18 protein-coding genes are annotated in these 21,972 nt (G+C 71.3%); 5 read left to right on the forward strand and 13 right to left on the reverse strand.

From position 1 onward, the window contains the following. Position 1 precedes the first annotated feature (1 nt). A complete protein-coding gene (locus MQE23_RS21965) occupies positions 2-1,297 on the reverse strand; it encodes an MFS transporter (RefSeq protein WP_243379998.1) in 1,296 nt (431 codons plus the stop codon). Further along, a complete protein-coding gene (locus MQE23_RS21970; protein WP_010032507.1) occupies positions 1,294-1,944 on the reverse strand; it encodes a GntR family transcriptional regulator in 651 nt (216 codons plus the stop codon). The genes MQE23_RS21965 and MQE23_RS21970 overlap by 4 nt, the downstream gene beginning before the upstream one ends. A 208-nt stretch (positions 1,945-2,152) precedes the next feature. Here MQE23_RS21970 and MQE23_RS21975 point away from each other — a divergent pair, with 208 nt between their 5' ends. Continuing rightward, a complete protein-coding gene (locus MQE23_RS21975; protein WP_037666707.1) occupies positions 2,153-3,052 on the forward strand; it encodes a serine hydrolase in 900 nt (299 codons plus the stop codon). Between the two features lie 67 nt (positions 3,053-3,119). On the opposite strand, the gene MQE23_RS21980 is transcribed toward MQE23_RS21975, so the two are convergent. The 6 genes from MQE23_RS21980 to MQE23_RS22005 form a co-directional block, all read right to left on the reverse strand. Continuing rightward, on the reverse strand, positions 3,120-3,944 hold the full coding sequence (locus tag MQE23_RS21980; RefSeq protein WP_020269514.1) for a twin-arginine translocation signal domain-containing protein: 825 nt from the start codon (positions 3,942-3,944) through the stop codon (positions 3,120-3,122). A gap of 40 nt (positions 3,945-3,984) precedes the next feature. Continuing rightward, positions 3,985-6,219 (reverse strand): glycoside hydrolase domain-containing protein, encoded by a 2,235-nt coding sequence (locus tag MQE23_RS21985; protein WP_243380000.1) that lies wholly within the window; start codon positions 6,217-6,219, stop codon positions 3,985-3,987. Positions 6,220-6,370: 151 nt separating this feature from the next. Then, positions 6,371-7,786: a dihydrolipoamide acetyltransferase family protein gene (locus MQE23_RS21990; RefSeq protein WP_243380001.1), complete on the reverse strand. Its 1,416-nt coding sequence runs from the start codon at positions 7,784-7,786 to the stop codon at positions 6,371-6,373. Between the two features lie 10 nt (positions 7,787-7,796). Continuing rightward, positions 7,797-8,774, reverse strand: coding sequence for an alpha-ketoacid dehydrogenase subunit beta (locus MQE23_RS21995; protein WP_020269511.1), 978 nt, complete (start codon positions 8,772-8,774; stop codon positions 7,797-7,799). 1 nt (position 8,775) lies between these two features. After that, a complete protein-coding gene (gene pdhA, locus MQE23_RS22000) occupies positions 8,776-9,969 on the reverse strand; it encodes a pyruvate dehydrogenase (acetyl-transferring) E1 component subunit alpha (protein WP_020269510.1) in 1,194 nt (397 codons plus the stop codon). A gap of 392 nt (positions 9,970-10,361) precedes the next feature. Continuing rightward, positions 10,362-11,954, reverse strand: a complete 1,593-nt coding sequence (locus MQE23_RS22005) for a protein kinase (protein WP_037666706.1) — start codon at positions 11,952-11,954, stop codon at positions 10,362-10,364. A gap of 365 nt (positions 11,955-12,319) precedes the next feature. On the opposite strand from MQE23_RS22005, the gene MQE23_RS22010 reads away from it, so the two are divergent. Beyond that, positions 12,320-13,963: a protein kinase gene (locus tag MQE23_RS22010; protein WP_243380002.1), complete on the forward strand. Its 1,644-nt coding sequence runs from the start codon at positions 12,320-12,322 to the stop codon at positions 13,961-13,963. 71 nt (positions 13,964-14,034) lie between these two features. Here the strand turns inward: MQE23_RS22010 and MQE23_RS22015 are convergent, their stop codons facing one another. Continuing rightward, positions 14,035-14,589, reverse strand: a complete 555-nt coding sequence (locus tag MQE23_RS22015; RefSeq protein WP_020269506.1) for a bacterial proteasome activator family protein — start codon at positions 14,587-14,589, stop codon at positions 14,035-14,037. A 272-nt stretch (positions 14,590-14,861) separates the two neighbouring features. Here MQE23_RS22015 and MQE23_RS22020 point away from each other — a divergent pair, with 272 nt between their 5' ends. Further along, positions 14,862-15,332 (forward strand): hypothetical protein, encoded by a 471-nt coding sequence (locus MQE23_RS22020; RefSeq protein ID WP_020269504.1) that lies wholly within the window; start codon positions 14,862-14,864, stop codon positions 15,330-15,332. 31 nt (positions 15,333-15,363) lie between these two features. Here the strand turns inward: MQE23_RS22020 and MQE23_RS22025 are convergent, their stop codons facing one another. Then, the gene (locus tag MQE23_RS22025; protein ID WP_243380003.1) at positions 15,364-16,353 is read right to left on the reverse strand and encodes an NAD(P)H-quinone oxidoreductase; all 990 of its coding nucleotides are present in this window, start codon (positions 16,351-16,353) and stop codon (positions 15,364-15,366) included. A 170-nt stretch (positions 16,354-16,523) separates the two neighbouring features. Between MQE23_RS22025 and MQE23_RS22030 the strand changes: the two genes are divergently transcribed. Both MQE23_RS22030 and MQE23_RS22035 read left to right on the forward strand, forming a co-directional pair. Continuing rightward, positions 16,524-17,543 carry an ATP-binding cassette domain-containing protein gene (locus MQE23_RS22030; protein ID WP_020269502.1) on the forward strand — a complete coding sequence of 340 codons (1,020 nt, stop codon included), beginning with the start codon at positions 16,524-16,526 and terminating at the stop codon, positions 17,541-17,543. Continuing rightward, positions 17,540-18,388: an ABC transporter permease gene (locus MQE23_RS22035; protein WP_020269501.1), complete on the forward strand. Its 849-nt coding sequence runs from the start codon at positions 17,540-17,542 to the stop codon at positions 18,386-18,388. The genes MQE23_RS22030 and MQE23_RS22035 overlap by 4 nt, the downstream gene beginning before the upstream one ends. A 66-nt stretch (positions 18,389-18,454) precedes the next feature. Here MQE23_RS22035 and MQE23_RS22040 read toward each other — a convergent pair whose 3' ends face one another. The 3 genes from MQE23_RS22040 to MQE23_RS22050 are packed head-to-tail and all read right to left on the reverse strand — an operon-like array spanning position 18,455 to position 21,926. Then, the gene (locus MQE23_RS22040; RefSeq protein ID WP_037666704.1) at positions 18,455-19,561 is read right to left on the reverse strand and encodes a potassium channel family protein; all 1,107 of its coding nucleotides are present in this window, start codon (positions 19,559-19,561) and stop codon (positions 18,455-18,457) included. Continuing rightward, positions 19,558-20,940, reverse strand: coding sequence for a molybdopterin molybdotransferase MoeA (locus MQE23_RS22045; RefSeq protein ID WP_243380004.1), 1,383 nt, complete (start codon positions 20,938-20,940; stop codon positions 19,558-19,560). Before MQE23_RS22045 ends, MQE23_RS22040 begins: the two co-directional genes overlap by 4 nt. After that, on the reverse strand, positions 20,937-21,926 hold the full coding sequence (locus MQE23_RS22050; protein ID WP_243380005.1) for an NTP transferase domain-containing protein: 990 nt from the start codon (positions 21,924-21,926) through the stop codon (positions 20,937-20,939). Before MQE23_RS22050 ends, MQE23_RS22045 begins: the two co-directional genes overlap by 4 nt. Positions 21,927-21,972 lie beyond the last annotated feature (46 nt).

The raw sequence follows: 21,972 nt of genomic DNA on the forward strand, positions 1-21,972 counted from the left end.
CCTACACCGGCACGTGCACCGTCTCCACCCGGCTCGCCACCAGCCGTTCCCGCTCGCGCCGGGCCGCCTGCTTCCGCAGCCGCAAAATCTGCGTGACCCCGAGCGCCTGGAGGACGAACACGAAAGAGAAGGCCACGGTGTAGTCGTCGCCCGTGGCGTCCAGCAGCACCCCGACCGCGAACAGCGTGGTCATGGAGGCCACGAAGCCGCCCATGTTGGTGATGCCCGAGGCGGTGCCCTGCCGCTCGGGCGGGTTCGCCGGGCGGGCGAAGTCGAAGCCGAGCATCGACGCGGGCCCGCATGCCCCGAGCACCGTGCACAGCACGATCAGCAGCCACATCGGGGCGTGCGGGCCGGGGTAGGCCAGCGTCGCCGCCCACAGGGCCGCCGTCGTCCCGACCGTGCCGAGCGCGAGGGGCAGCCGCGCCCCGTGGTGCCGGGCGACGATCTGCCCGTAGACCAGGCCGACGACCATGTTCGACAGCACGACCAGGGTGAGGAGCTCGCCTGCCGTGGCCCGGCTCAGTCCCTGTGCCTCGACGAGGAACGGCAGGCCCCACAGCAGCAGGAACACCATCGCCGGGAACTGGGTCGTGAAGTGCACCCACAGGCCGAGCCGCGTCCCCGGCTCCCGCCAGGCGGCGGCGATCTGCCGCCGTACGTAGGCCGCGCCCTGGTGCGGGAGCGGCTCCGGCTCGTGGCCCTCCGGGTGGTCCTTCAGGAACAGCAGCACCAGGACGAACACCACGGCCCCGGCGACCGCGCTGCCCGCGAAGGCCGGCGTCCAGCCGATGCCGTGCAGCAGCCGGGCCAGGACGAGGGTGGAGACGAGGTTGCCCGCCATGCCCGCCAGACCCGCGAACTGGGCGACGAGCGGCCCGCGCCGTGCCGGGAACCACCGGGTGCCCAGCCGCAGCACGCTGATGAACGTCAGCGCGTCACCGCAGCCGAGCAGCGCCCGGGAGGCGAGCGCCATGCCGTACGAGGGGGAGAACGCGAAGCCCAGCTGCCCGGCCGTGAACAGCACCGCCCCGAGCGCGAGCACCTTCTTGGTGCCCAGCCGGTCGACGAGCAGGCCGACGGGTATCTGCATGCCCGCGTAGACCAGCAGCTGGAGGATGGAGAACGTGGAGAGCGCGGAGGCGTTGACGTGGAAGCGGTCGGCCGCGTCGAGGCCGGCCACGCCCAGGGACGTGCGGAAGATGACCGCGACGAAGTAGACCGAGACGCCGATGCCCCAGACGGCCAGGGCCCGCCGGCCGCCCGGCGGATCGTCCGGCAGCGTGGCGGAGCTCATCGGACCTCCCCCCGGGCCAGGTGCGAGAACCAGCTGACGTGCCGGTGGACCAGCCCGACGGCCGCCTCGGCGTCCCCGGCGCGCAGCGCGTCGAGGATCTCCTCGTGCTCGGCGAGGGTCTTGGCGATCCGGTCGGGGTGGGAGTGCATGACGGCGACGCCCATCCGCAGCTGGCGGTCGCGCAGCTGGTCGTAGAGCCGGGAGAGGATCTCGTTGCCGCCGCTGCGGACGATCTCGGCGTGGAAGCAGCGGTCGGTGACGGCGGCCCCGGCGAGGTCTCCGGCGGCGGCCTGCTTCTTCTGCCGGGCCAGCAGCTCCTCCAGGCGCTCGATGAGCCCGGCGGGCGCGGGCACGGCCTTGCGCGCCGCGTGCTCCTCGACGAGCAGCCGCGTCTCGACGACGTCGGCGATCTCCTGCGCGGAGACCGGCAGGACGAGGGCGCCCTTCTTCGGGTAGAGCCGGATCAGCCCCTCGGCCTCCAGCCGGAGCAGCGCCTCGCGTACCGGCGTGCGCGAGACCCCCACGGCCTCGGCGAGCTCGCCCTCGGTGAGCAGGGTCCCGCCCTCGTAACGGCGCTCCAGGACACCCTGTTTGACGTGGGTGTAGACGCGGTCGGCGGCGGGAGGTTGCTTCACGGCCAGGGTCATGCCGACAGCATAGATACAACAGGTACGCATGGATGCATCCGTCCAGTATGCGGACCCGAATGTCACACGTCTGTGGCAAAAGGCGGGTCCCGGTGAGCAACGGCACAACCAGATGTGCTAGTTACGAGTCAGACACGTGCGGCCCTCTTCCCCTCGTCCTCAATTCGGCCGCACACCTGGGGCATTCAACGCAATCGGGGTACTTCACTTGATAACCGGCATTAAGGGCACCCGTCTCCGCAGAGCTGCGGCCGTCGCCGTGACCACCGGCGCCATGCTCGCGACCGGAGCCCTCACCGCTGCGCCGGCGCAGGCCGCCACGGCGCCCTCGATCGCCGCCAAGGGCGGCTACGTGATGAACAACGCGACCGGGAAGTCGCTCTACACCAAGGCGGCCGACACCCGCCGCTCCACCGGCTCGACCACCAAGATCATGACGGCCCTGGTGGTGCTGAAGCAGCCGAAGCTCAACCTGGACAGCAAGGTCACGATCCAGAAGGCGTACAGCGACTACATCGTCGACAACAACTGGGCGTCGAACGCCAAGCTGATCGTCGGCGACAAGGTCACCGTCCGCCAGCTGCTGTACGGGCTGATGCTGCCGTCCGGCTGCGACGCGGCGTACGCGCTCGCCGACAAGTTCGGCTCGGGCTCGACGCGTGCGGCGCGCGTGAAGTCTTTCATCGGCAAGATGAACACCACCGCCAAGGACCTGGGTCTGAAGAACACGCACTTCGACTCGTTCGACGGCATCGGCCACGGCGCCAACTACTCCACGCCGCGCGACCTGACGAAGATCGCCAGCAGCGCCATGAAGAACTCCACGTTCCGCACGGTCGTCAAGACGAAGAAGTACACGGCCAAGACGACCACCAAGTCCGGCGGCACGCGGACGATGGCGCCGTGGGAGAACACCAACCCGCTGCTGTCGAGCTACTCCGGCGCGATCGGCGTGAAGACCGGCTCCGGCCCGGAGGCCAAGTACTGCCTGGTCTTCGCCGCCACCCGGAACGGCAAGACGGTCATCGGCACGGTCCTCGCCTCGACCGACGCGACCGCGCGGAAGTCGGACGCGACGAAGCTGCTGAACTACGGCTTCGCGAAGTAGGAGAAGCAGAACAAGGCACCACGAAAGGGGGGCTCACCGCCGTCGGCGGTGGGCCCCCCTTCGCTCGTCACGCGGCGGTGCGCTGCCGGCGCTCCAGCGCCCGGGCCGCCTTGCGCCGGCTGCCCGCCAGTACGTTCACGGGGGCGCCCGCACCGGCTCCCGGCTCCAGCTGCCAGCCCCTGATCCGCGCCGCGACCTCGGCCAGCCGCTTGTCGCCGGGCCGTACGTCGATGGAGAACAGGGACTCGTCGGGCGTGGGGTCGTCGCCGCCCCAGCGGACGACGCCGTCGAGCTCGGCGAGGATGTCGCGGATCACGACCTCCTGCTGCGGGAAGAAGCCGCCCCGGGCACCGCGCGGGTAGAAGCCCGGCCGGATCCGCACCGCCGTGCCGGACGCCAGGTTGGACTCCGGCCGGCCCTTGCCGACGCCGGACGGGTCGTGCCAGCCGGCGACGTCGCCCCGGCGCAGGCCGTCGACCTCGTAGTGGAATCGGCGCACCAGATGGACGAGGACGGTCTCCACGTCGCCCATGCGGACGGCGATGCCCTTGAGCGGGGTGCCGGGAACGGGGCGGGTGTAGACGGTGCCGCCGTCGTCCGCGACGTTCTCCATCTCCCAGCCGTTGTGGGAGCGCGAACCGGCCAGCACGCGCCGGGTCCGGTCCTGCGCGCTGCGCAGGGCGTCCCGTACGCGGCCCGGGATGGGGTTGTGCGCGTCGGCGTACGCCTGGGACAGGAAGTGCGAGACGGGCAGGGCGGCGACGCCCACGGCACCGCCGACGGCGGCGACACGGCCGAGCAGGGCGCGGCGGGACAGACCGCGGCGGTGTGCGGCGGCCGGTCCGGACCGTCTGCGGGTGATACGGGGGATGTGGGGGAGGTTGAGGTTCAACGGGCTCTCATTCCAGCGATTCACGCGTTGCGGCGACGCTTCACGCGTTGCGGGCGATGCTGTTGTACTTCTCGAAGATCTGGTAGACGGCCAGGCTCTGGTGCGTCTGCGCCTCCACGTCGGGGTCCCAGGCCCGGTAGCGGCGCAGCAGTTCGGTGATCTCGAACTCGGCGAGGTCCAGGCGCATGGACCTCGGGGTGGTGACCCGGTCGCCGGGCGGCAGCTGACCGCCCGGCCTGCCGCGGACGCCCCACAGGTGGACCAGGGCCGCCGTGCGCACGCTGAAGGCGTTGTCCTTGCTCAGCTGCTGCCACACGGACCAGAGGTCGGCGTCCTTGGCCGGGTCGCGGCGGTCGCCGGTGGTGTAGCCCCAGCCGATGCAGTGGTTCCAGGCCTGGATGGCGTCAAAGCCGCTGATCTGCCCGATGCCGGTGTGCGAGTCCCTGACCTGCCCGGAGCCGGTTTGGTGGTGGTCGGCGACCTGCTGGTCCGTGGCCTGGTCGGCGAGGCTGTAGTCGCGCATGGCCCAGTACACGGCCGTCTGGATCAGCGCCTTGCGCATCTTGTACGTATTCGACAGCTCGGTGATCAGACCGTCCTGGTCCTGGATCGCCTCGACCGCCTGGGCGTTGGTGTAGAGCCTCGCGTCGCTGCCGACACCGCCCAGGTCCGGGCGTCCGATCGACCGCATGTAGCGCGCGAGGTCGGCCCGCAGCGCCGGCACCTGACCTTCGTCCAGGGCGACGTCCGGGACGGCGGGCCGCGGCCGGTTGAACGAGCCCTGCCCGGTGTCACGGCCCGAGGCGACGTCGACGTCGACCTCCAGCTGCCCGTCGCCCGAGCCGAGGGTGCGGATGACGAACTGGTCGTAGGCCCAGTCCTTCGGCAGCGGGCGCCCGGCGTTGCCGTCGAAGCCCGGGGACATGTCGGCCACGAAGCTCGCCGTCGACCAGCCGGCCGCGCCGACCTGCGCGCAGACGTTGCGGGAGCCGTAGACCCCGATCTCGTACGGGTGGCCGGAGTCCGCCATCGCCTCCTTGATGCCCTTGAAGTGGGGCAGGACGTTCGCGGTGATCTCGGCGTCGATCGCGTCGAAGTCGACGGCGAAGAAGATCCGGGTGCCCTTCTTGAAGCCGTGGTCCAGGGCGGCGTTGACCGCCGCGTACCCGGCCGTCCGCCCGGCGACGTAGTCGAAGTCCGAGGCGTCGTTGTTGACGGTCTGGTAGATCGGGAAGCAGCGCAGGCCGTGCTGGGCGAAGACCTGCAACTCGCCCGGCTGGATGGCCTTCTCCGGGAGGGACGTGGCGCTCGGGTTGGTGAGGTAGCGGCCGACGTACGTGATCCCGGCGGCCTTGAGCGTCGCCGCGCGCGCCGGGGTGACCTTGGCGATGGTGTCGCAGGCCTTGCCCTGGCGCGACTGGTCGCCGTAGGACGCCAGGAGGGAGGCGAAGGTCGCGAAGTCGCCCTCGCCCGTGGCCGGGAGAGCGACGAAGGTCTGGAAGGACCGTACGGCCGCGGCGAGGTAGGAGTCGAAGGTGTCGGTGAGGGCGACGGGCCGCCGGTTCACGACCATCCCGGCGGAGAACAACTGGACGTAGACGCCCTTGTCGCCCTGCCGCACGGGGTGCGCCTTCAGGGCCGACTGGGTGCCGGGCCCGAAGTTTCCGTTGGCGGTGCCGTCGGCCATGCCGAGCTCGTACTGCGTGCCGAGGACCAGTGCCCGGGCCAGGTCCCGGGACACGTGCCCGTCGCAGGCGACGACGAAGAAGTCCTGCCGGTTCAGATAGCGCCCGTTGAGCCACTGCTGCACCTCGCGGACCTGCCGGGTGCCGGAGGTGCCGAGGACGTACGCGTCCATCGTCAGCAGCGCCTTGAACACCTTGGGCGTCAGATCGGCGCCGGGAAAGGCCTGTTCGACGCCCATGTCGGTCTTGAGCTCGGTGACGGCGGCCTGGACCCGCTCGCCGTACGTGCCGTCCAGGTCGCCGCCGTCGTAGCCCTTGCAGTACAGGCCCGACTGGATGATGCGGCAGAAGTCGGGGGAGGGGACGGTGTCCGCGTTCAGCTTGGGGTACTTGGCGGTCAGCGCCGAGAGGGTGCCGGGCCCGAAGTTGTCGGACAGTGCCGTGATGCCCAGCTCGTACTGGAGGGCACGGGTCAGAGCGTAGAGGGTCGCCCAGTCGGTCTCGCCGGTCTCCTCCACGGTCGTGCCGATACGGCTGCCATAGACGGAGTTCACGAATCTCTGGGCCCTGAGCACCATGGGGTCGCGCATGAAGAGTGATCGTATGTCCGGCTAAACCGCTTACTGTGGGGTACTTGGGCGGGTCTGAGGAGCTTCTTGTGCTCTCCGGCGTACCGCCGGTTCACCTTCGGGCGGACGCCGGCGGCCCCCCACCCGAGGGCAGGGGGCCGCCGCGACCGGCTCACGCCCAGGTGATCAGGCGCTTCGGCTGCTCCAGGATCGCCGCCACGTCCGCCAGGACCTTCGAACCCAGCTCCCCGTCGACCAGGCGGTGGTCGAACGACAGGGCCAGGGTGGTGACCTGACGGGGCTTCACCTTGCCCTTGTGGACCCACGGTTGGAGCTTGATCGCACCGACCGCGAGGATCGCGGACTCGCCGGGGTTGAGGAGCGGCGTGCCCGTGTCGACGCCGAAGACGCCGACGTTGGTGATCGTCACCGTGCCGCCCTGCATGGCCGCCGGGGACGTCTTGCCGTCCCTGGCGGTCGACACCAGCTCGCCCAGTGACTCGGCCAGCTGCGGCAGCGTCTTGGCGTGGGCGTCCTTGATGTTCGGCACGATCAGGCCGCGCGGGGTCGCCGCCGCGATGCCCAGGTTCACGTAGTGCTTGACCACGATCTCCTGGGCCGCCTCGTCCCAGGACGCGTTGATGTCCGGGTTCCGCTTGATCGCGACGAGCAGCGCCTTGGCGATCAGCAGGAGGGGGTTCACGCGCAGGCCCGCGAACTCCTTGTCCTTCTTCAGCTCCTCGACCAGCTTCATCGTGCGCGTCACGTCGACGGTCACGAACTCCGTGACATGCGGCGCGGTGAACGCCGAGCCGACCATCGCCGCCGCCGTCGCCTTGCGGACGCCCTTGACCGGGATACGGGTCTCACGGGCGGTGTCGTACGACACCGCCGTCTGCGCGGGTGCCGGGGCGGCGGCCGCGGGGGCCTCCTGCTGCGGTGCCTGGGTCCGGGCCACCGCCGCGTGCACGTCCTCGCGGGTGATGATGCCGTCCGGGCCGGTCGGGACGACCGTCGTCAGATCGACGCCGAGGTCCTTGGCCAGCTTGCGGACCGGAGGCTTGGCGAGGGGGCGCTCCCGGCCGGCGGGGGTGGCCGGGGGCGCCGCCCCGTGGCCGTTCAGCTCCGTCTGGATCGCTGTCGAGGCCTGCTGGACGGGGACCTCCGGGCCCCTGCGCGGGCGACGGCGGGTGGACGATGCCGCAACTCCGTAGCCCACCAGGACCGGCTGGCGGCCGGAGCCCTGCGCCTTCGGCTCCTCGGCGGGCCGGGGCGCCGCGGGCTGCTCGGCGACGGGCGCGGGCTCCTCGGCGGCGGGGGCGGCCCCGCCGCTCACATCCACCGCGATGATCGCCGTGCCCACGTCGACCGTGGTGCCCTCCGGGAAGTGCAGCTCGCGGACCACGCCGTCGTACGGGATGGGCAGCTCGACGGCCGCCTTCGCCGTCTCGACCTCGCACACCACCTGGCCGTCCGTGACCGTGTCACCGGGCTGGACGAACCACTTGAGGATCTCCGCCTCGGTGAGTCCCTCGCCCACGTCGGGCATCTTGAACTCGCGTACGGACGCTTCCGTCATCGTCGTCACGACCCTCTCCTCAGTACGCCAGCGAGCGGTCGACGGCATCCAGCACCCGGTCCAGGTTCGGCAGGTACTCCTCCTCCAGGCGGGCCGGCGGGTACGGCGCGTGGTAGCCGCCGACCCGGAGCACCGGGGCCTCCAGGTGGTAGAAGCAGCGCTCCGTGATCCGCGCGGCGATCTCCGCGCCGGAGCCGAAGAACACCGGTGCCTCGTGGACGACGACGAGGCGGCGCGTCTTCTCCACCGACGCCTGGATCGAGTCGAAGTCGATCGGGGAGACCGAGCGCAGGTCGAGGACCTCCAGGTTCCTGCCCTCCTCGGCGGCCGCGTCGGCGACCTCCTGGCAGAGCTTCACCATCGGGCCGTAGGCGGCGAGGGTGAGGTCGGTGCCCTCGCGGACCACCTTGGCCTTGTGCAGCGGGCCCGGGATCGCCTCCGGGTTGACCTCGCCCTTGTCCCAGTAGCGGCGCTTGGGCTCGAAGAAGATCACCGGGTCGTCGCTCTGGATGGCCTGCTGCATCATCCAGTAGGCGTCCGACGCGTTCGAAGGGCTGACGATCTTCAGACCCGCCACGTGCGCGAACAGCGACTCGGGGGACTCCGAGTGGTGCTCCACCGCGCCGATGCCGCCGCCGTAGGGGATGCGCACGACGACGGGGAGCTTGACCTTGCCCAGCGAGCGGGCGTGCATCTTGGCGAGCTGCGTGACGATCTGGTCGTAGGCCGGGAAGACGAAGCCGTCGAACTGGATCTCCACGACCGGGCGGTAGCCGCGCAGGGCCAGGCCGATCGCCGTGCCGACGATGCCCGACTCGGCCAGCGGGGTGTCGATGACGCGGCTCTCGCCGAAGTCCTTCTGGAGGCCGTCCGTCACCCGGAACACACCGCCGAGCTTGCCGACGTCCTCGCCCATGATCAGGACCTTGGGGTCGGAGTCCAGGGCGCGGCGCAGCGACTCGTTGATCGCCTTGGCCAGAGCCATCTTGTCGGCCATCTCAGTTACCCCCCTCGTCGGCGAACGACGCCTGGTACGCGGCGAACTGGGCGCGCTCCTCGTCGACGAGCGCGTGTCCGTCCGCGTAGACGTTCTCGAAGATGGCGAAGCGGTCCGGGTCCGGCATGGCGCGGACCGCCTCGCGCACTCGTTTGCCCAACGCCTCGGACTCGGCCTCCAGTTCCGCGAAGAATCCCTCGTCCGCGTGGTTTGACGCCTCCAGATAGCGGCGAAGGCGCAGGATCGGGTCCTTGGCCTCCCAGGCCTGGCGCTCCTCGTCGCCCCGGTAGCGGGTCGGGTCGTCGGAGGTGGTGTGGGCGCCCATGCGGTAGGTGAACGCCTCGACGAGGGTCGGGCCCTCGCCGGCGCGGGCCCGCTCCAGGGCCCACCGGGTGACCGCGAGGCAGCCGAGCACGTCGTTGCCGTCCACGCGGACGCCCGGGAAGCCGAAGCCCTGCGCGCGCTGGTAGATCGGCACGCGGGACTGCTTCTCGGTCGGCTCGGAGATGGCCCACTGGTTGTTCTGGCAGAAGAACACGACGGGGGCGTTGTAGACCGCGGAGAAGGTGAACGATTCGGCCACGTCGCCCTGGCTGGAGGCGCCGTCGCCGAAGTAGGCGATCACCGCGCTGTCCGCGCCGTCCTTGGCGACGCCCATGGCGTAGCCGGTGGCGTGCAGCGTCTGGGAGCCGATGACGATCGTGTAGAGCTGGAAGTTGTTGCCGTTCGGGTCCCAGCCGCCGTTGTTCACGCCGCGGAACATGCCGAGCAGGTTGGTCGGGTCCACACCCCGGCACCAGGCTACGCCGTGCTCGCGGTAGGTGGGGAAGACGTAGTCGTCGTCACGCAGGGCCCGGCCGGAGCCGATCTGGGCGGCCTCCTGGCCGAGCAGCGAGGCCCACAGGCCCAGCTCGCCCTGGCGCTGCAGGGAGGTCGCCTCGGCGTCGAAGCGGCGGGTGAGCACCATGTCGCGGTACAGGCCGCGGAGCTCTTCCGGGGTGACACCGGCGACGTACTTGTCGTACTCGGCGTTCTTGACCCGCTTGCCCTCGGGCGTCAGCAGCTGGACGAGCTGGGGCTCGGCGCCGGCGTCCTTCTTGGCGGTCGTGCGGGTGGTGCGCTTGGTGCCGGTGGTGCCGGCCTTGCTTCCGGCGCTGCGTCGCGGTGTGCGCGCGGCAGTGCTCTCCACGGTCACGTGTGCTCCTCCGTCGGTCCGGCCCCCGGGGTTGCCGGTAGGCCAGTGCGGCTCACCTGTTCTCGACCACCGGGGCACGGGGTGGGTGCCACTCGGCCGGGAACAGGCGTGACAGGTGCCCCGGCGAGCGCCCTGCAAAAAGCACGTTACCCAGTGCATCACATTTCTGTGAAACCCCCTCTGACCTGCGATTTTGCTTGGATATCCAAGTAAATCGGAAAGGCGTGGAAGGGGCCCAGGTCACAGCCTTGCAGGAGGCCGGAGCAACCGCACGTTAACCCGGTGACCCACGTCACGGGAAGAGTTCTTTTGTCGGCGTGCCCAAACGGCACGCGCGCGTGGGCCCCGTCTCCGGGCCCCACGCGCGCGTGGATCATGCCTTTTTCCGGTTGTCAGCCGCCGTCGCCGCCCGCGCCGCCTCCGACGACACCGGTCGCGCCGCCCGCGTCGGTGCCGCCCGTGTCGTCCGGCGGCGTCACCGGGTCCGAGGGCTCCGGGTCCGTGGGCTCGTCGGTCGGCTCCTGCGAGGTCGGCTGGTCCGTCGGCTGGCCGGTGGGCGACTCGGGAGCGCTCTGCGACGGCGTGTAGGACGGCGTGTACGACGGTGTGTACCCGCCGCCGCCGGAGCTCGTGCCGGTGCCGTCGTCCGTGGACGTGTCGGTCGGCTCGTCGGTCGGCTCGTCGCTCGGCGTCTCGCTGGGCGTCTTCTTCTCGGTCGTCTGCGAGGTGGTCGGCGACTGCTTGGTGCCGGGCCCCTTCGTGTCGCCGCCGGTGTTCTGGAGCGCCAGGGCGACACCCGCCGCGACGGCGATCACCGCGAGCACGGCGAGGACCCACAGCTTGCCGCGGCCGCCGCCCTTGTTGCCGTGGCCCTCGAAGCCGCCGTCGTCCCCGCCGCCGTAGCCGGCGGGCAGGATCGGCGACGGGATCTGCGCGGTGCCGGAGACGTCCCCGGGATGGCCCATCACGGCCGTGCCGGCGAAGCCGCCCGACGGGGTGTGCCGGCCCTCGTGCATGTCGACCGGGCCGGTGTTCCAGGTGCCGGTGTGGCCGCCCTGGTCGTAGAGCATCTGGAGCGCGTACTGGACCAGCCCGCGCATCTCCTCGGCCGTCTGGAAGCGGTCGTCCGGCTCCTTGGCGAGGGAGCGCATGACGAGGCCGTCGAGCTCGGGCGGGCAGGCGTCGGAGGCCTCGGAGGGCGGCGTCGGGATGTCCTGGACGTGCTGGTAGACCACCGACAGCGGGGTCTCGCCGGTGAACGGCGGGCGCAGCGAGAGCAGTTCGTAGAGCAGGCAGCCCGTGGCGTACAGGTCGGAGCGGTGGTCGACGGCCTTGCCGAGCGCCTGCTCGGGCGACAGGTACTGCGGCGTGCCCATGACCATGCCGGTCTGCGTCATCGTCGACTGCGCGCCGTGCAGGGCGCGGGCGATGCCGAAGTCCATCACCTTCACGGCGCCGTTGTGCGTGATGATGACGTTGGCCGGCTTGATGTCGCGGTGCACGATGCCGTGCTGGTGCGAATAGGCGAGCGCCTCCAGGACGCCCGAGACGATGATCAGGGCCTGCTCGGGGCCCGGCGCCTCGGCGTTCAGCAGCAGGTCGCGGATCGTGCGGCCCTCGACCAGCTCCATGACGATGTAGGGCACGGACTGGCCGCCGACGACGTCCTCGCCGGAGTCGTACACGGCGACGATCGCGTGGTGGTTGAGGCCGGCGACCGACTGGGCCTCGCGCGTGAAGCGCGCCTTGGACACCGGGTCCTCGGCGAGGTCGGAACGGAGCAGCTTGACAGCGACCGTGCGCCCGAGACGGACGTCCTCGGCGGCGAACACCTCGGCCATGCCGCCCCGGCCGAGTCTGTGGGTCAGCCGGTACCGGCCGTCCCCGACCAGCCCGCCGTTCCCCCAGGACTCCGGCGCGTCCGACATGCCGCCGCCAGTCGCCTCGGGTTCGGACGGGCCCTGAGCGCGCTGCTGCTGTGCCATCAGTCCTCGCCGTCGTTTCTGCCCGCGGTGCGCGCGGTGTTGTTACGGTCTCCGTCGGCCACGCTACAGCCTCCGCGCAAGCCGCCGGTCCGAGACGGGGTGCCAGGACCGGCACGGGACGGACGGGTCATGAAACCTTTACTCCGTACTGTCGTGCAAATTCTGTGGACCGGCGGCACGTCCCCTGTAACGCTTCCGCGACGCTTCTTTCGCGTACGGTCACGGAACGGGCACCGAGCTTGACGTGTCAGTGCCCTGGGGCAGACTTGGCCGGGAATGGCGGTTTGGATCAACGCGGATCGCGCGGATCAGCGTCGGGTCAGCGACAGTCGGCGGCGCCTCAAGGGCTACGGGGGAAACGGAACATGAGCCAGGACGGCGCACAGGGCCAGTACACGGGGCGGGCGCTCGCCAATGGCCGCTATCAGCTGCGTGATCTTCTCGGCCAGGGCGGCATGGCCTCGGTGCACCTCGCGTACGACAGCGTGCTCGACCGGCAGGTCGCGATCAAGACACTTCACACCGATCTCGGCCGGGAACAGGCCTTCCGCGAGCGGTTCCGCCGCGAGGCCCAGTCCGTGGCCAAGCTCACGCACACCAACATCGTCTCGGTCTTCGACACCGGCGAGGACACCCTCGACGGCATGACGACGCCGTACATCGTCATGGAGTACGTCGAGGGCCGCCCGCTGGGCTCGGTGCTCGACGAGGACGTGCGGCAGCAGGGCGCGATGCCCGCCGACAAGGCGCTGAAGATCACCGCGGACGTGCTCGCCGCGCTGGAGATCAGTCACGAGATGGGGCTGGTCCACCGGGACATCAAGCCGGGCAACGTGATGATGACCAAGCGCGGCGTGGTCAAGGTCATGGACTTCGGCATCGCCCGCGCCATGCAGTCCGGTGTGACGTCTATGACACAGACCGGCATGGTCGTCGGCACCCCGCAGTACCTCTCGCCGGAACAGGCCCTCGGCCGCGGCGTGGACGCCCGCTCCGACCTGTACTCGGTCGGCATCATGCTGTTCCAACTGGTCACCGGGCGACTGCCGTTCGAAGCCGACTCGCCGCTGGCCATCGCGTATGCGCACGTGCAGGAGGAGCCGCCGGTTCCGTCCTCGGTCAACCGCGCGCTGCCCCCGGCCGTGGACGCGCTGATCGCCCGCGCGTTGAAGAAGAACCCGAACGAGCGCTTCCCGAGCGCCGAGGCCATGCGCGACGAGTGCCTGCGCGTGGCGTCGTCCTTCCAGGCCGCCCCGCCGAGCATCGTCCCGGGCACGCAGACCCCGAGCGGCGCGGGCGTCGGTTCGGCCGTGTTCCCGCCGGTCGACCAGGCCACCCCCGCGCCGTCGGGCCAGGTACAGACGCCGTACCAGCCGACCCCGCCCCCGAACCCGTACGGCACGCCCGCCCCGGCGGCGCCGTCCCCGGCCTACGGCTACCCGCAGCAGGGCGGCTACCAGACGCCGTCGCCCGCCGCGTACTCCCCGCAGCCGGGCCCGTCGACCCCGCCGCCGTACAACCTCACGCCGCAGACCGCGCAGGTCGCGGGTGGCGGCAAGAGCAACAAGCCGGTGATCATCGGCTCGATCGTGGTGTCCGTCGTCGCGGTCGGCGGTCTGATCGCGGCCCTGCTGATGAACAACGGCGGCGAGGACGACCAGGGCGGCGGTGGCAGCAGCGCGAGTGCGTCGGCCTCGGCCGCCAAGAAGCCGGGCTACCGCGGGCCGGACACCTCGAAGACGATCGACACCGAGGAGTGCACGGAGCCGCAGGAGTCGTACAACGACCCCGACAAGATCCGGATGCCCGACTTCAAGTTCAAGGACATCACCTCGGTCAAGGCCTGCCTCCAGGCGGCCGGCTGGGAGAAGAAGATCAACAAGGTGGACGAGAACACGTACGGCGACGGCACGGTCATGAACCAGTTCCCGTCCGCCGACACCGACGTGGACCCGGAGAACATGCCCGAGATCGAGCTCGGCGTCTCCACGGGCAACCCGCCGGCCTGACCCGCCTGCGCGCGAAGGGCCCCGGCAGCCTCGGCTGCCGGGGCCCTTCGCATGGCCGGTACGCGGACGCGTTACAGGTACGGCCCGCCCGTACGGCCGGCCGAACGGCCGCCCGGGGGCTGCTCGTCGAGGCCGTCATGGCCGACGCCCGGCGGGAGGGCGCGGCGCATCTGCTCCAGCTGGGCGCGGGCCGCCATCTGCTGGGCGAACAGCGTGGTCTGGATCCCGTGGAAAAGCCCCTCCAGCCAGCCGACCAGCTGGGCCTGCGCGATGCGCAGCTCCGCGTCGCTCGGGGTCGCCTCGTCCGTGAAGGGCAGGGAGAGCCGCTCCAGCTCCTCGACCAGCTCGGGGGCCAGACCGTCCTCCAGCTCCTTCACCGAGCTGGCATGGATCTCCTTGAGCCGGACCCGGCTGGCCTCGTCCAGGGGAGCCGCGCGCACCTCCTCCAGAAGCTGCTTGATCATGCTGCCGATCCGCATGACCTTCGCGGGCTGCTCCACCTGTTCCGTGACCGGAGTCTCGCGGGAGTCCTCGTCCCCGCCACCGCCGCTGAGCGCCATGCCGTCCTGGCCCACGACCAGGATCTGCGGGTTCTCCGGCGACCTTTCGTTCCTCGGCATCTCCATGCCGCCATTCTCTCGCACGCCTGCACCTCACCTTCGTGGTGCCCCCGCAGGAGGCTGATCCACCGTGTTGGAGGAGACGTGTGGGCCGGACCCCGGGTTGCTCACCAACGGGTGAATCCGGCTCGGGGTTCCGGTGCGGCAGCCGCGCGCGATTCCGCCTGTCGGCCGAACCCGGAGTGCCGGACGAGTGGGGCGGTGTGAGGCTGATTGCCTTGATCTGACCGAACTTGCCGATCTTGCCCTACCGGGCACGGCGGGAGGGGGTCACCACCGTGACTCCATGGCAACGCGCACTGCGGGCGACGGGACTGGTTCTCGCCCTGGGGGCGGGTGCGGTCGTCTCACCGTACGGGGCCGGCGCCTCGTACGGAGCTGTCCAGTCCGTCCGGCCGTACGACGACCCCGGTGGAGGTGCCCTCGCCGCTCCCTCCGCCCCGTCCGCCCCGGGCAAGCCCTCGCGGGCCGGGAGCCGGGCCGGTGAGGGGCGGGAGCGGCCGGGACGGCCGGAGGACCCTGAGCGGGAGCGGGGCGCCGGTGAGGCCACCGCCGTCCCCGAGGAGTCCCGGGAAGCCGTCCCCGAGCCCTCCGCAGCGACGGAGCAGCCCGTACGGGAGGCCGCCGCCGCTCGCGCCGACCGCCCCGTCGGGCCGGTCCTGCGCATCCTGCCGCTGGGCAGCGGCCTGATGCTGATCGGCCTCGGCCTTGGGCTCGCCTTCTTCGCCCTGCGGCTGCGGCGGGTCTAGGCCTGTCGCCCGGGGCGTGTCTGCCGGTATCTCAGGCGCCCTGCGGGGTGATCAGCAGCACCTTGCCGATGTGGCCGCTCTCCTCCACGACCCGGTGGGCGGCGGCCGCCTCCGGCATCGGGAGCTCACGGTCGACGACCGGGCGCAGATGGCCGCCTGCGAACAGGGGCCAGACGTGTTCCCGCACGGCCGCGACGATGGCCGCCTTCTCCTCCAGCGGCCGGGCGCGCAGCGACGTCGCGCTGATGGCGGCGCGCTTGGCGAGCAGGGCGCCGATGTTCAGCTCGCCCTTGATGCCGCCCTGCATGCCGATGATCGCGAGCCGGCCGTTGACGGCGAGGGCCTTGACGTTGCGCTCCAGGTACTTGGCGCCCATGTTGTCGAGGATGACGTCGGCACCGGCGCCGTCCGTGGCCTTCCGGACCTCCTCGACGAAGTCCTGCTCGCGGTAGTTGACCAGGATGTCGGCGCCCAGTTCGGCGCACCGGTCCAGCTTCTCCTTCGTGCCGGCCGTGACCGCCACCCGCGCGCCGACGGCCTTGGCCAGCTGGATCGCCATCGTGCCGATGCCGCTGGAGCCGCCGTGCACGAGCAGCGTCTCACCCGGGCGCAGATGGGCGATCATGAAGACGTTCGACCAGACCGTGCAGGTCACCTCGGGCAGGGCCGCGGCCTGCGTCAGGCCGATGCCCTCGGGCACGGGCAGCAGCTGTCCGGCCGGGACCACCACCTTCTCGGCGTAACCGCCGCCGGAGAGCAGCGCGCACACCTCGTCGCCGACGTTCCAGCCGGAGACGCCGGGGCCGATCTCGGCGATCCGCCCGGAGCACTCCAGGCCGGGGTAGGGGGACGCGCCGGGCGGCGGGTCGTAGAAGCCCTGCCGTTGCAGGATGTCGGCCCGGTTGACGGCGCCGGCCGCCACCTCGACCAGGACCTCGCCCTCGCCGGGCACGGGATCCGGGACCTCGTCCCAGACCAGCGCCTCGGGCCCACCAGGTTCGGGAATCGTGATCGCATGCATGAAAGGGACGGTACTCCTCGGTCGCCGGACGGACTCCGCTCCGCCCCCGGGTGGACTCCGCATCCGTCGTTGGTCCTGTCCCGGCCGAAATCCCTGTGCCGGACCGATGAGTTTGCGCGACGGTGAAGGTCTCCCCATGCGTGGCCCACGTACTCGGAAGGAACCGACACATGAGCACGCAGACGTCCGGCCTGGCGATCGAGACCGCGGGCCTGGTGAAAACCTTCGGCGACACTCGGGCGGTCGACGGAGTGGACCTGACCGTGCCCGCGGGCACGGTCTACGGCGTCCTCGGCCCGAACGGCGCCGGCAAGACCACCACCGTGAAGATGCTCGCCACGCTGCTCCGGCCGGACGGCGGCGAGGCCCATGTCTTCGGCCACGACATCGTCCGCGAGGCCGACGAGGTGCGCGGCCGGGTGAGCCTCACCGGCCAGTACGCGTCGGTGGACGAGGACCTCACCGGCACCGAGAACCTGGTCCTGCTGGGCCGGCTGCTCGGCCACCACAAGAGGGCCGCCCGGGACCGTGCCGCCCAGCTCCTGGAGGCCTTCGGGCTCACCGAGGCGGCCGGGAAGCAGGTCAAGCACTACTCGGGCGGCATGCGGCGCCGCATCGACATCGCCGCGTCCATCCTCAACACCCCCGACCTGCTGTTCCTCGACGAGCCGACGACCGGCCTCGACCCGCGCAGCCGCAACCAGGTCTGGGACATCGTGCGGGCCGTCGTCGCCCAGGGCACCACCGTGCTGCTGACCACGCAGTATCTGGACGAGGCCGACCAGCTGGCGTCCCGGATCGCCGTCATCGACCGCGGCCGGGTGATCGCCGAGGGCACCAAGGGTGAGCTGAAGTCGTCCGTCGGTGCCGGATCCGTCCATCTACGGCTGAGAGACCCGGACCAACGGGACCTGGCGGCGGACCTGCTGCGCCGGGCCCTCGACGCGCAGGTGCAGCCGGAGCACGACCCGGTGGCCCTGACCGCCCGTCTCGGTGCGGCGGTGAGCGACGACAACGCCGCCCAGCAGGCTTCCCGCGCGCTGAGCGAACTGGCCCATGCCGGGATCACCGTCGACAACTTCTCACTGGGCCAGCCGAGCCTGGACGAGGTGTTCCTCGCCCTCACCGGGCACGACACGCACGACTCCACCGACCACTCCGACGACCCGAAGGACGAGGTGGCGGCATGAGCACCGCGACGACCACCGAGAGCGCGGAACTCGCTCCGGTCAGCGCCGAATCCCTCGCCGCGCTGCTCATCTCCAAGGAGCGTCCGCCCCGGCCCAGCGCCTGGTCGACCTCGATGACCTTCGGCTGGCGGGCGATCCTCAAGATCAAGCACGTGCCGGAGCAGCTCTTCGACGTCACGGCGTTCCCGATCATGATGGTGCTGATGTACACGTACCTGTTCGGCGGGGCGCTGGCCGGCTCGCCGAAGGAGTACATCCAGTTCCTGCTGCCGGGCATCCTCGTGATGTCGGTCGTGATGATCACGATGTACACGGGCGTCTCGGTCAACACCGACATCGAGAAGGGCGTCTTCGACCGGTTCCGCAGTCTGCCGATCTGGCGGCCCTCGACGATGGTCGGCTACCTGCTCGGAGACGCCCTGCGGTACACGATCGCGTCCGCCGTGATGCTCACCGTCGGCATCATCCTCGGCTACCGGCCGGACGGCGGGATCGGCGGCGTGCTCGCCGGGATCGCCCTGCTGGTGCTCTTCTCGTTCGCCTTCTCGTGGATCTGGACCATGTTCGGGCTGATGCTGCGCACCGAGAAGTCGGTGATGGGCGTCAGCATGATGGTGATCTTCCCGCTCACCTTCCTGTCCAACGTCTTCGTCGACCCGAAGACCATGCCGGGCTGGCTCCAGGCCTTCGTCAACAACAGCCCCATCACCCATCTGGCGTCGGCGGTGCGCGGCCTGATGGGCGGTGACTGGCCGACCGCCGAGGTCGCCTGGTCGCTGGGCTGGGCCGGCCTGTTCGTGCTGGTCTTCGGGCCGATCACGATGCGGCTGTACAACCGGAAGTAGGCCGTGGGGCCGTGGCCGGCCGTCGCGCACGGGTGAGTGCGTGGCGGCCGGTCCTCGTGGTGCCGGTCAGTTGCGGGGCATCGGCGGCAACGGCCGGACGTCGGGAGCTATCTGTGAGCCGGGCGTCGCCCGCACGATCGTGATGAGCCGGTCGGTCAGCTCCAGCGTCCCGACAGCCGGATCGTCGTAGCCGAGCACCCGGTGACCGCGTATGACGCTCACCACCAGGTCGGTGATCTCCCGCGGGGTCTTGCCCACCTCGGCCTTGACCACCGGCCGTTCGACGATGTCGAGGCCGCTGCCCTGCTGGATGAGGTCCTCCATCACCATGCCCGCGGAGGGGCTGAGCACGGAGAGGCCCAGCAGACGGCCGGCGGCGCTGGCACTGGTGATGACCGCGTCGGCGCCGGACTGCTTGAGCAGCGGCGCGTTCTCCTCCTCCCGCACGGCGGCCACGATGTTCGCCCCGCGGTTGAGCTGCCGGGCCGTCAGCGCCACCAGGACCGCCGTGTCGTCGCGCTGCGTCGCGATGATGATCTGGCGCGCCTTGTGCACCTCGGCCCGCTTCAGCACCTCACTGCGCGTCGCGTCCCCGACGATGCCCGCGTAGCCTTCGGCGGTCGCGGCGTCGATCACCTTGGAGCTGGGGTCGACCACGACGACCTGCTCCTTCTTCAGGCCGGTCGCACAGACGGTCCGGATCGCCGACCTGCCCTTCGTGCCGAATCCGATGACGACGGTGTGATCACGCAAGGTGGACCTCCAGCGGGTCAGTCGCCACTCCTCCCGGGTGCGTTCGGTGAGGGCTTCGAGGGTGGTGCCGACCAGGATGATCAGGAACAGCACGCGCAGCGGCGTGATGACGAGGATGTTCGTGAGCCGGGCGGTGTCGCTGGCGGGGGTGATGTCGCCGTAGCCGGTGGTGGAGAGGGTGACGGTCGCGTAGTAGAACGCGTCGAGGAGAGTCATGCCCCCGCCCGCGTTGTCGTTGTAGCCGTCGCGGTCGACATAGACGATCAGCGCGGTCACGACGAGGACCACCAGTGCCATGGAGAGCCGCTTGGCGACCTGGCCGATCGGGTGCTCCACCACTTTCTTCGGGAGTTTCACCCGATGGGTCACCAGGTGCTCGTCCGCCTGGCGGGCAATCGCGTCCTGGCCCGGAAGTTTCACGTGAAACACACCCCGATTCCTCCGGACGCCCAGGGCAGGTCGAGCAGTTCCGCCTCCTGCCCCGCATGGGCACCGCCGGGAGTGACGACGGCCAGCGCGTCGGCCGCCGCGATGCCGCGCAGCATGGCCGGTCCGTTGTAGTGCAGCGGAACGGCCTGGTCACCCCGCAGGACGACGGGGACGAGCCGGGTGTCGTGCGGGTGCCCGTGCACGGCGTCCCTGAGCGGCAGCGTGTACGGCTCCGGGGCCGGGCGGGCCGCGAGGGTCCGCAGCAACGGCTCGGCGAGCGTCAGCAACCCGGAGACGGCGGCGAGCGGGTTGCCCGGCAGGCCGACGAGGTGCTGGGTCTCCGTGATGCGCGCCAGCAGCATGGGGTGGCCGGGGCGCACCTTGACGCCGTCCACGAGGAGTTCGGCACCGATGCGGCGCAGCGTGGGGTGGACATGGTCGACGGGGCCCGCGGCGGTGCCGCCGGTGGTGACGACGACATCGGCGTCGGACGTGGTGATCGCCCGGTGCAGGTCGTCGGCGTCGTCGCGGACGCGTCGTACGGCGGTGACCTCGGCGCCGAGCGCCCGCAGCCAGGGCGGCAGCATCGGGCCGAGCGCGTCCCGGATCAGACCGTCGTGCGGCCGTCCCTCGGTGAGCAACTCGTCGCCGAGGACGAGGACTTCGGCACTGGGCCGGGGAACGGCGGCGACGGAGTCGTACCCGGCGGCTGCGGCGAGCCCGAGTACGGCCGGGGTGATGAGCGTGCCGACGGGGAGCAACTGGTCGCCGCTGCGGCACTCCTGGCCGCGCGGGCGGATGTCCTGGCCCGGGACGACGTCCCTGGTCGCGTGCAGGCGGCCCTTGTCGTCGGTGCGGCCGTGCTCGCTGCGCAGAACGGCGGTGGTGTCCGGGGGGATGCGGGCGCCGGTTGCGATGCGGACGGCCTCACCGTCGGTCAGGGGCTCGTGCGCGGCGTGCCCGGCCAGGACGCCGTCGTCCCGTACGTCCCAGGGGGCGGGCCCGGCGACCGCCCAGCCGTCCATCGCGGAGGTGTCGAAGGAGGGGAGGTCGGTGAGGGCGTCCAGGGGGGTCGCCAGCGTGAGGCCGAGGGCGGCTTCGAGAGGCACGGAGACGGGTCGGCGGCGGGCGGCCCGGGCGGTGTTCCGGGCGGCGCGTTCGGCGATGGCCCGGGCCTCCGGCCAGGGGGTGGCGTGGTGGCGGGTGCCGGGCCGGGGAGAGGTGTCCGGCCGGCCGGAGGCGCGGCGGTTGTCCGTCTCACCTCGTTCGGCGGGGCCGGGCAGGTCGTTGCTGTTGTTCACGAGGGCGAGCACCTCCTCTACGTCGAGGTCCTCGGCGTCCTCACCGGCGCGTGTGCCGTGCGGGGTCATCCGGCGTCCGGGCGGGTGTCGGGCGTCGCGTCGGGGGCGACGTCACCGTTGGGGGGAGTGGCCCCCGGCCGGGTGCCGGAGGGCTGGGCCTCGGAGGCGCTCTCCTCCGCCCAGCGGGCGGCGAGGGCCGCGGCCTTGCGGGCGGCCTCGGCGACCGCCTCGGGGCCGCCGCCCGCCCGGGCGGCCGCGTAGCCGACGAGGAAGGTGGTCAGCGGCGCTGCCGGCCGGTCCACACCGTGGGCGGCGTCGCGGGCGAGGTCGAGCAGAAGGCGGGTGTCGACGTCGAGGTCGATCCCCAGGTCGTCCTTGACTGCGGAAATCCATTCATCCAACACGTGCCCATGCTCCCTGATACGTGCCCTGGCGGTGGCGATGTCGTCCCAGGTGTCGCAGTCGAAGGACGCGACGGGGTCGGAGATACGGGTGAGGTCCAGCTCGGCGATCAGCCGCCGCAGCGGCAGACCGGCGAGACCGTCGTGCCGGTCGGTGAGCAGCGTGAGCACCTCGCGCAGCCGAGACGCGTCGTACGCGGCCACGAGTGGCTGGTCACGGCCCTCGGGGTCGGTCAGCAGCACGCCGTCGGCGGCGCGGGCCCGAAGTGTGCTCAGCAGCCGGTCGACCGTGTGCTCCTCCAGGAACGGCAGATCGGCGGAGAGCACCACGACGTGCTCCGCCGTGGTGTGCCGGAGCCCGGCGTCGAGCGCGGCGAGCGGACCGCCGCCGGGCGGGTCCTCCTGGGCCCAGGTCACGGGCCGGGCCGTCGGCCGGGGCGCGGCGACGACGACGGTGCCGCGGGCGCCCGCGCACGCGGCGAGCACCCGGTCGAGCAGGGCCCGGCCGCCCACGCGCACACCGGGTTTGTCCGCGCCGCCGAGGCGGCGGGCGGCACCCCCGGCGAGCACGACGGCGTCGTACGCGGCGGGGTCCGGCTCTCGCTCGGGGCCGGAACCGGTGCCGGGTTCACCCGGGAGCTCGTAGGCGGTCACACTCCCGAGTATGCGTGCCCCCGCGATCACACGGAACGAGGGGGAA

The organism is Streptomyces sp. HP-A2021 (assembly GCF_022807935.1).
GTDB classification, from domain to species: Bacteria; Actinomycetota; Actinomycetes; order Streptomycetales; family Streptomycetaceae; genus Streptomyces; species Streptomyces afghaniensis.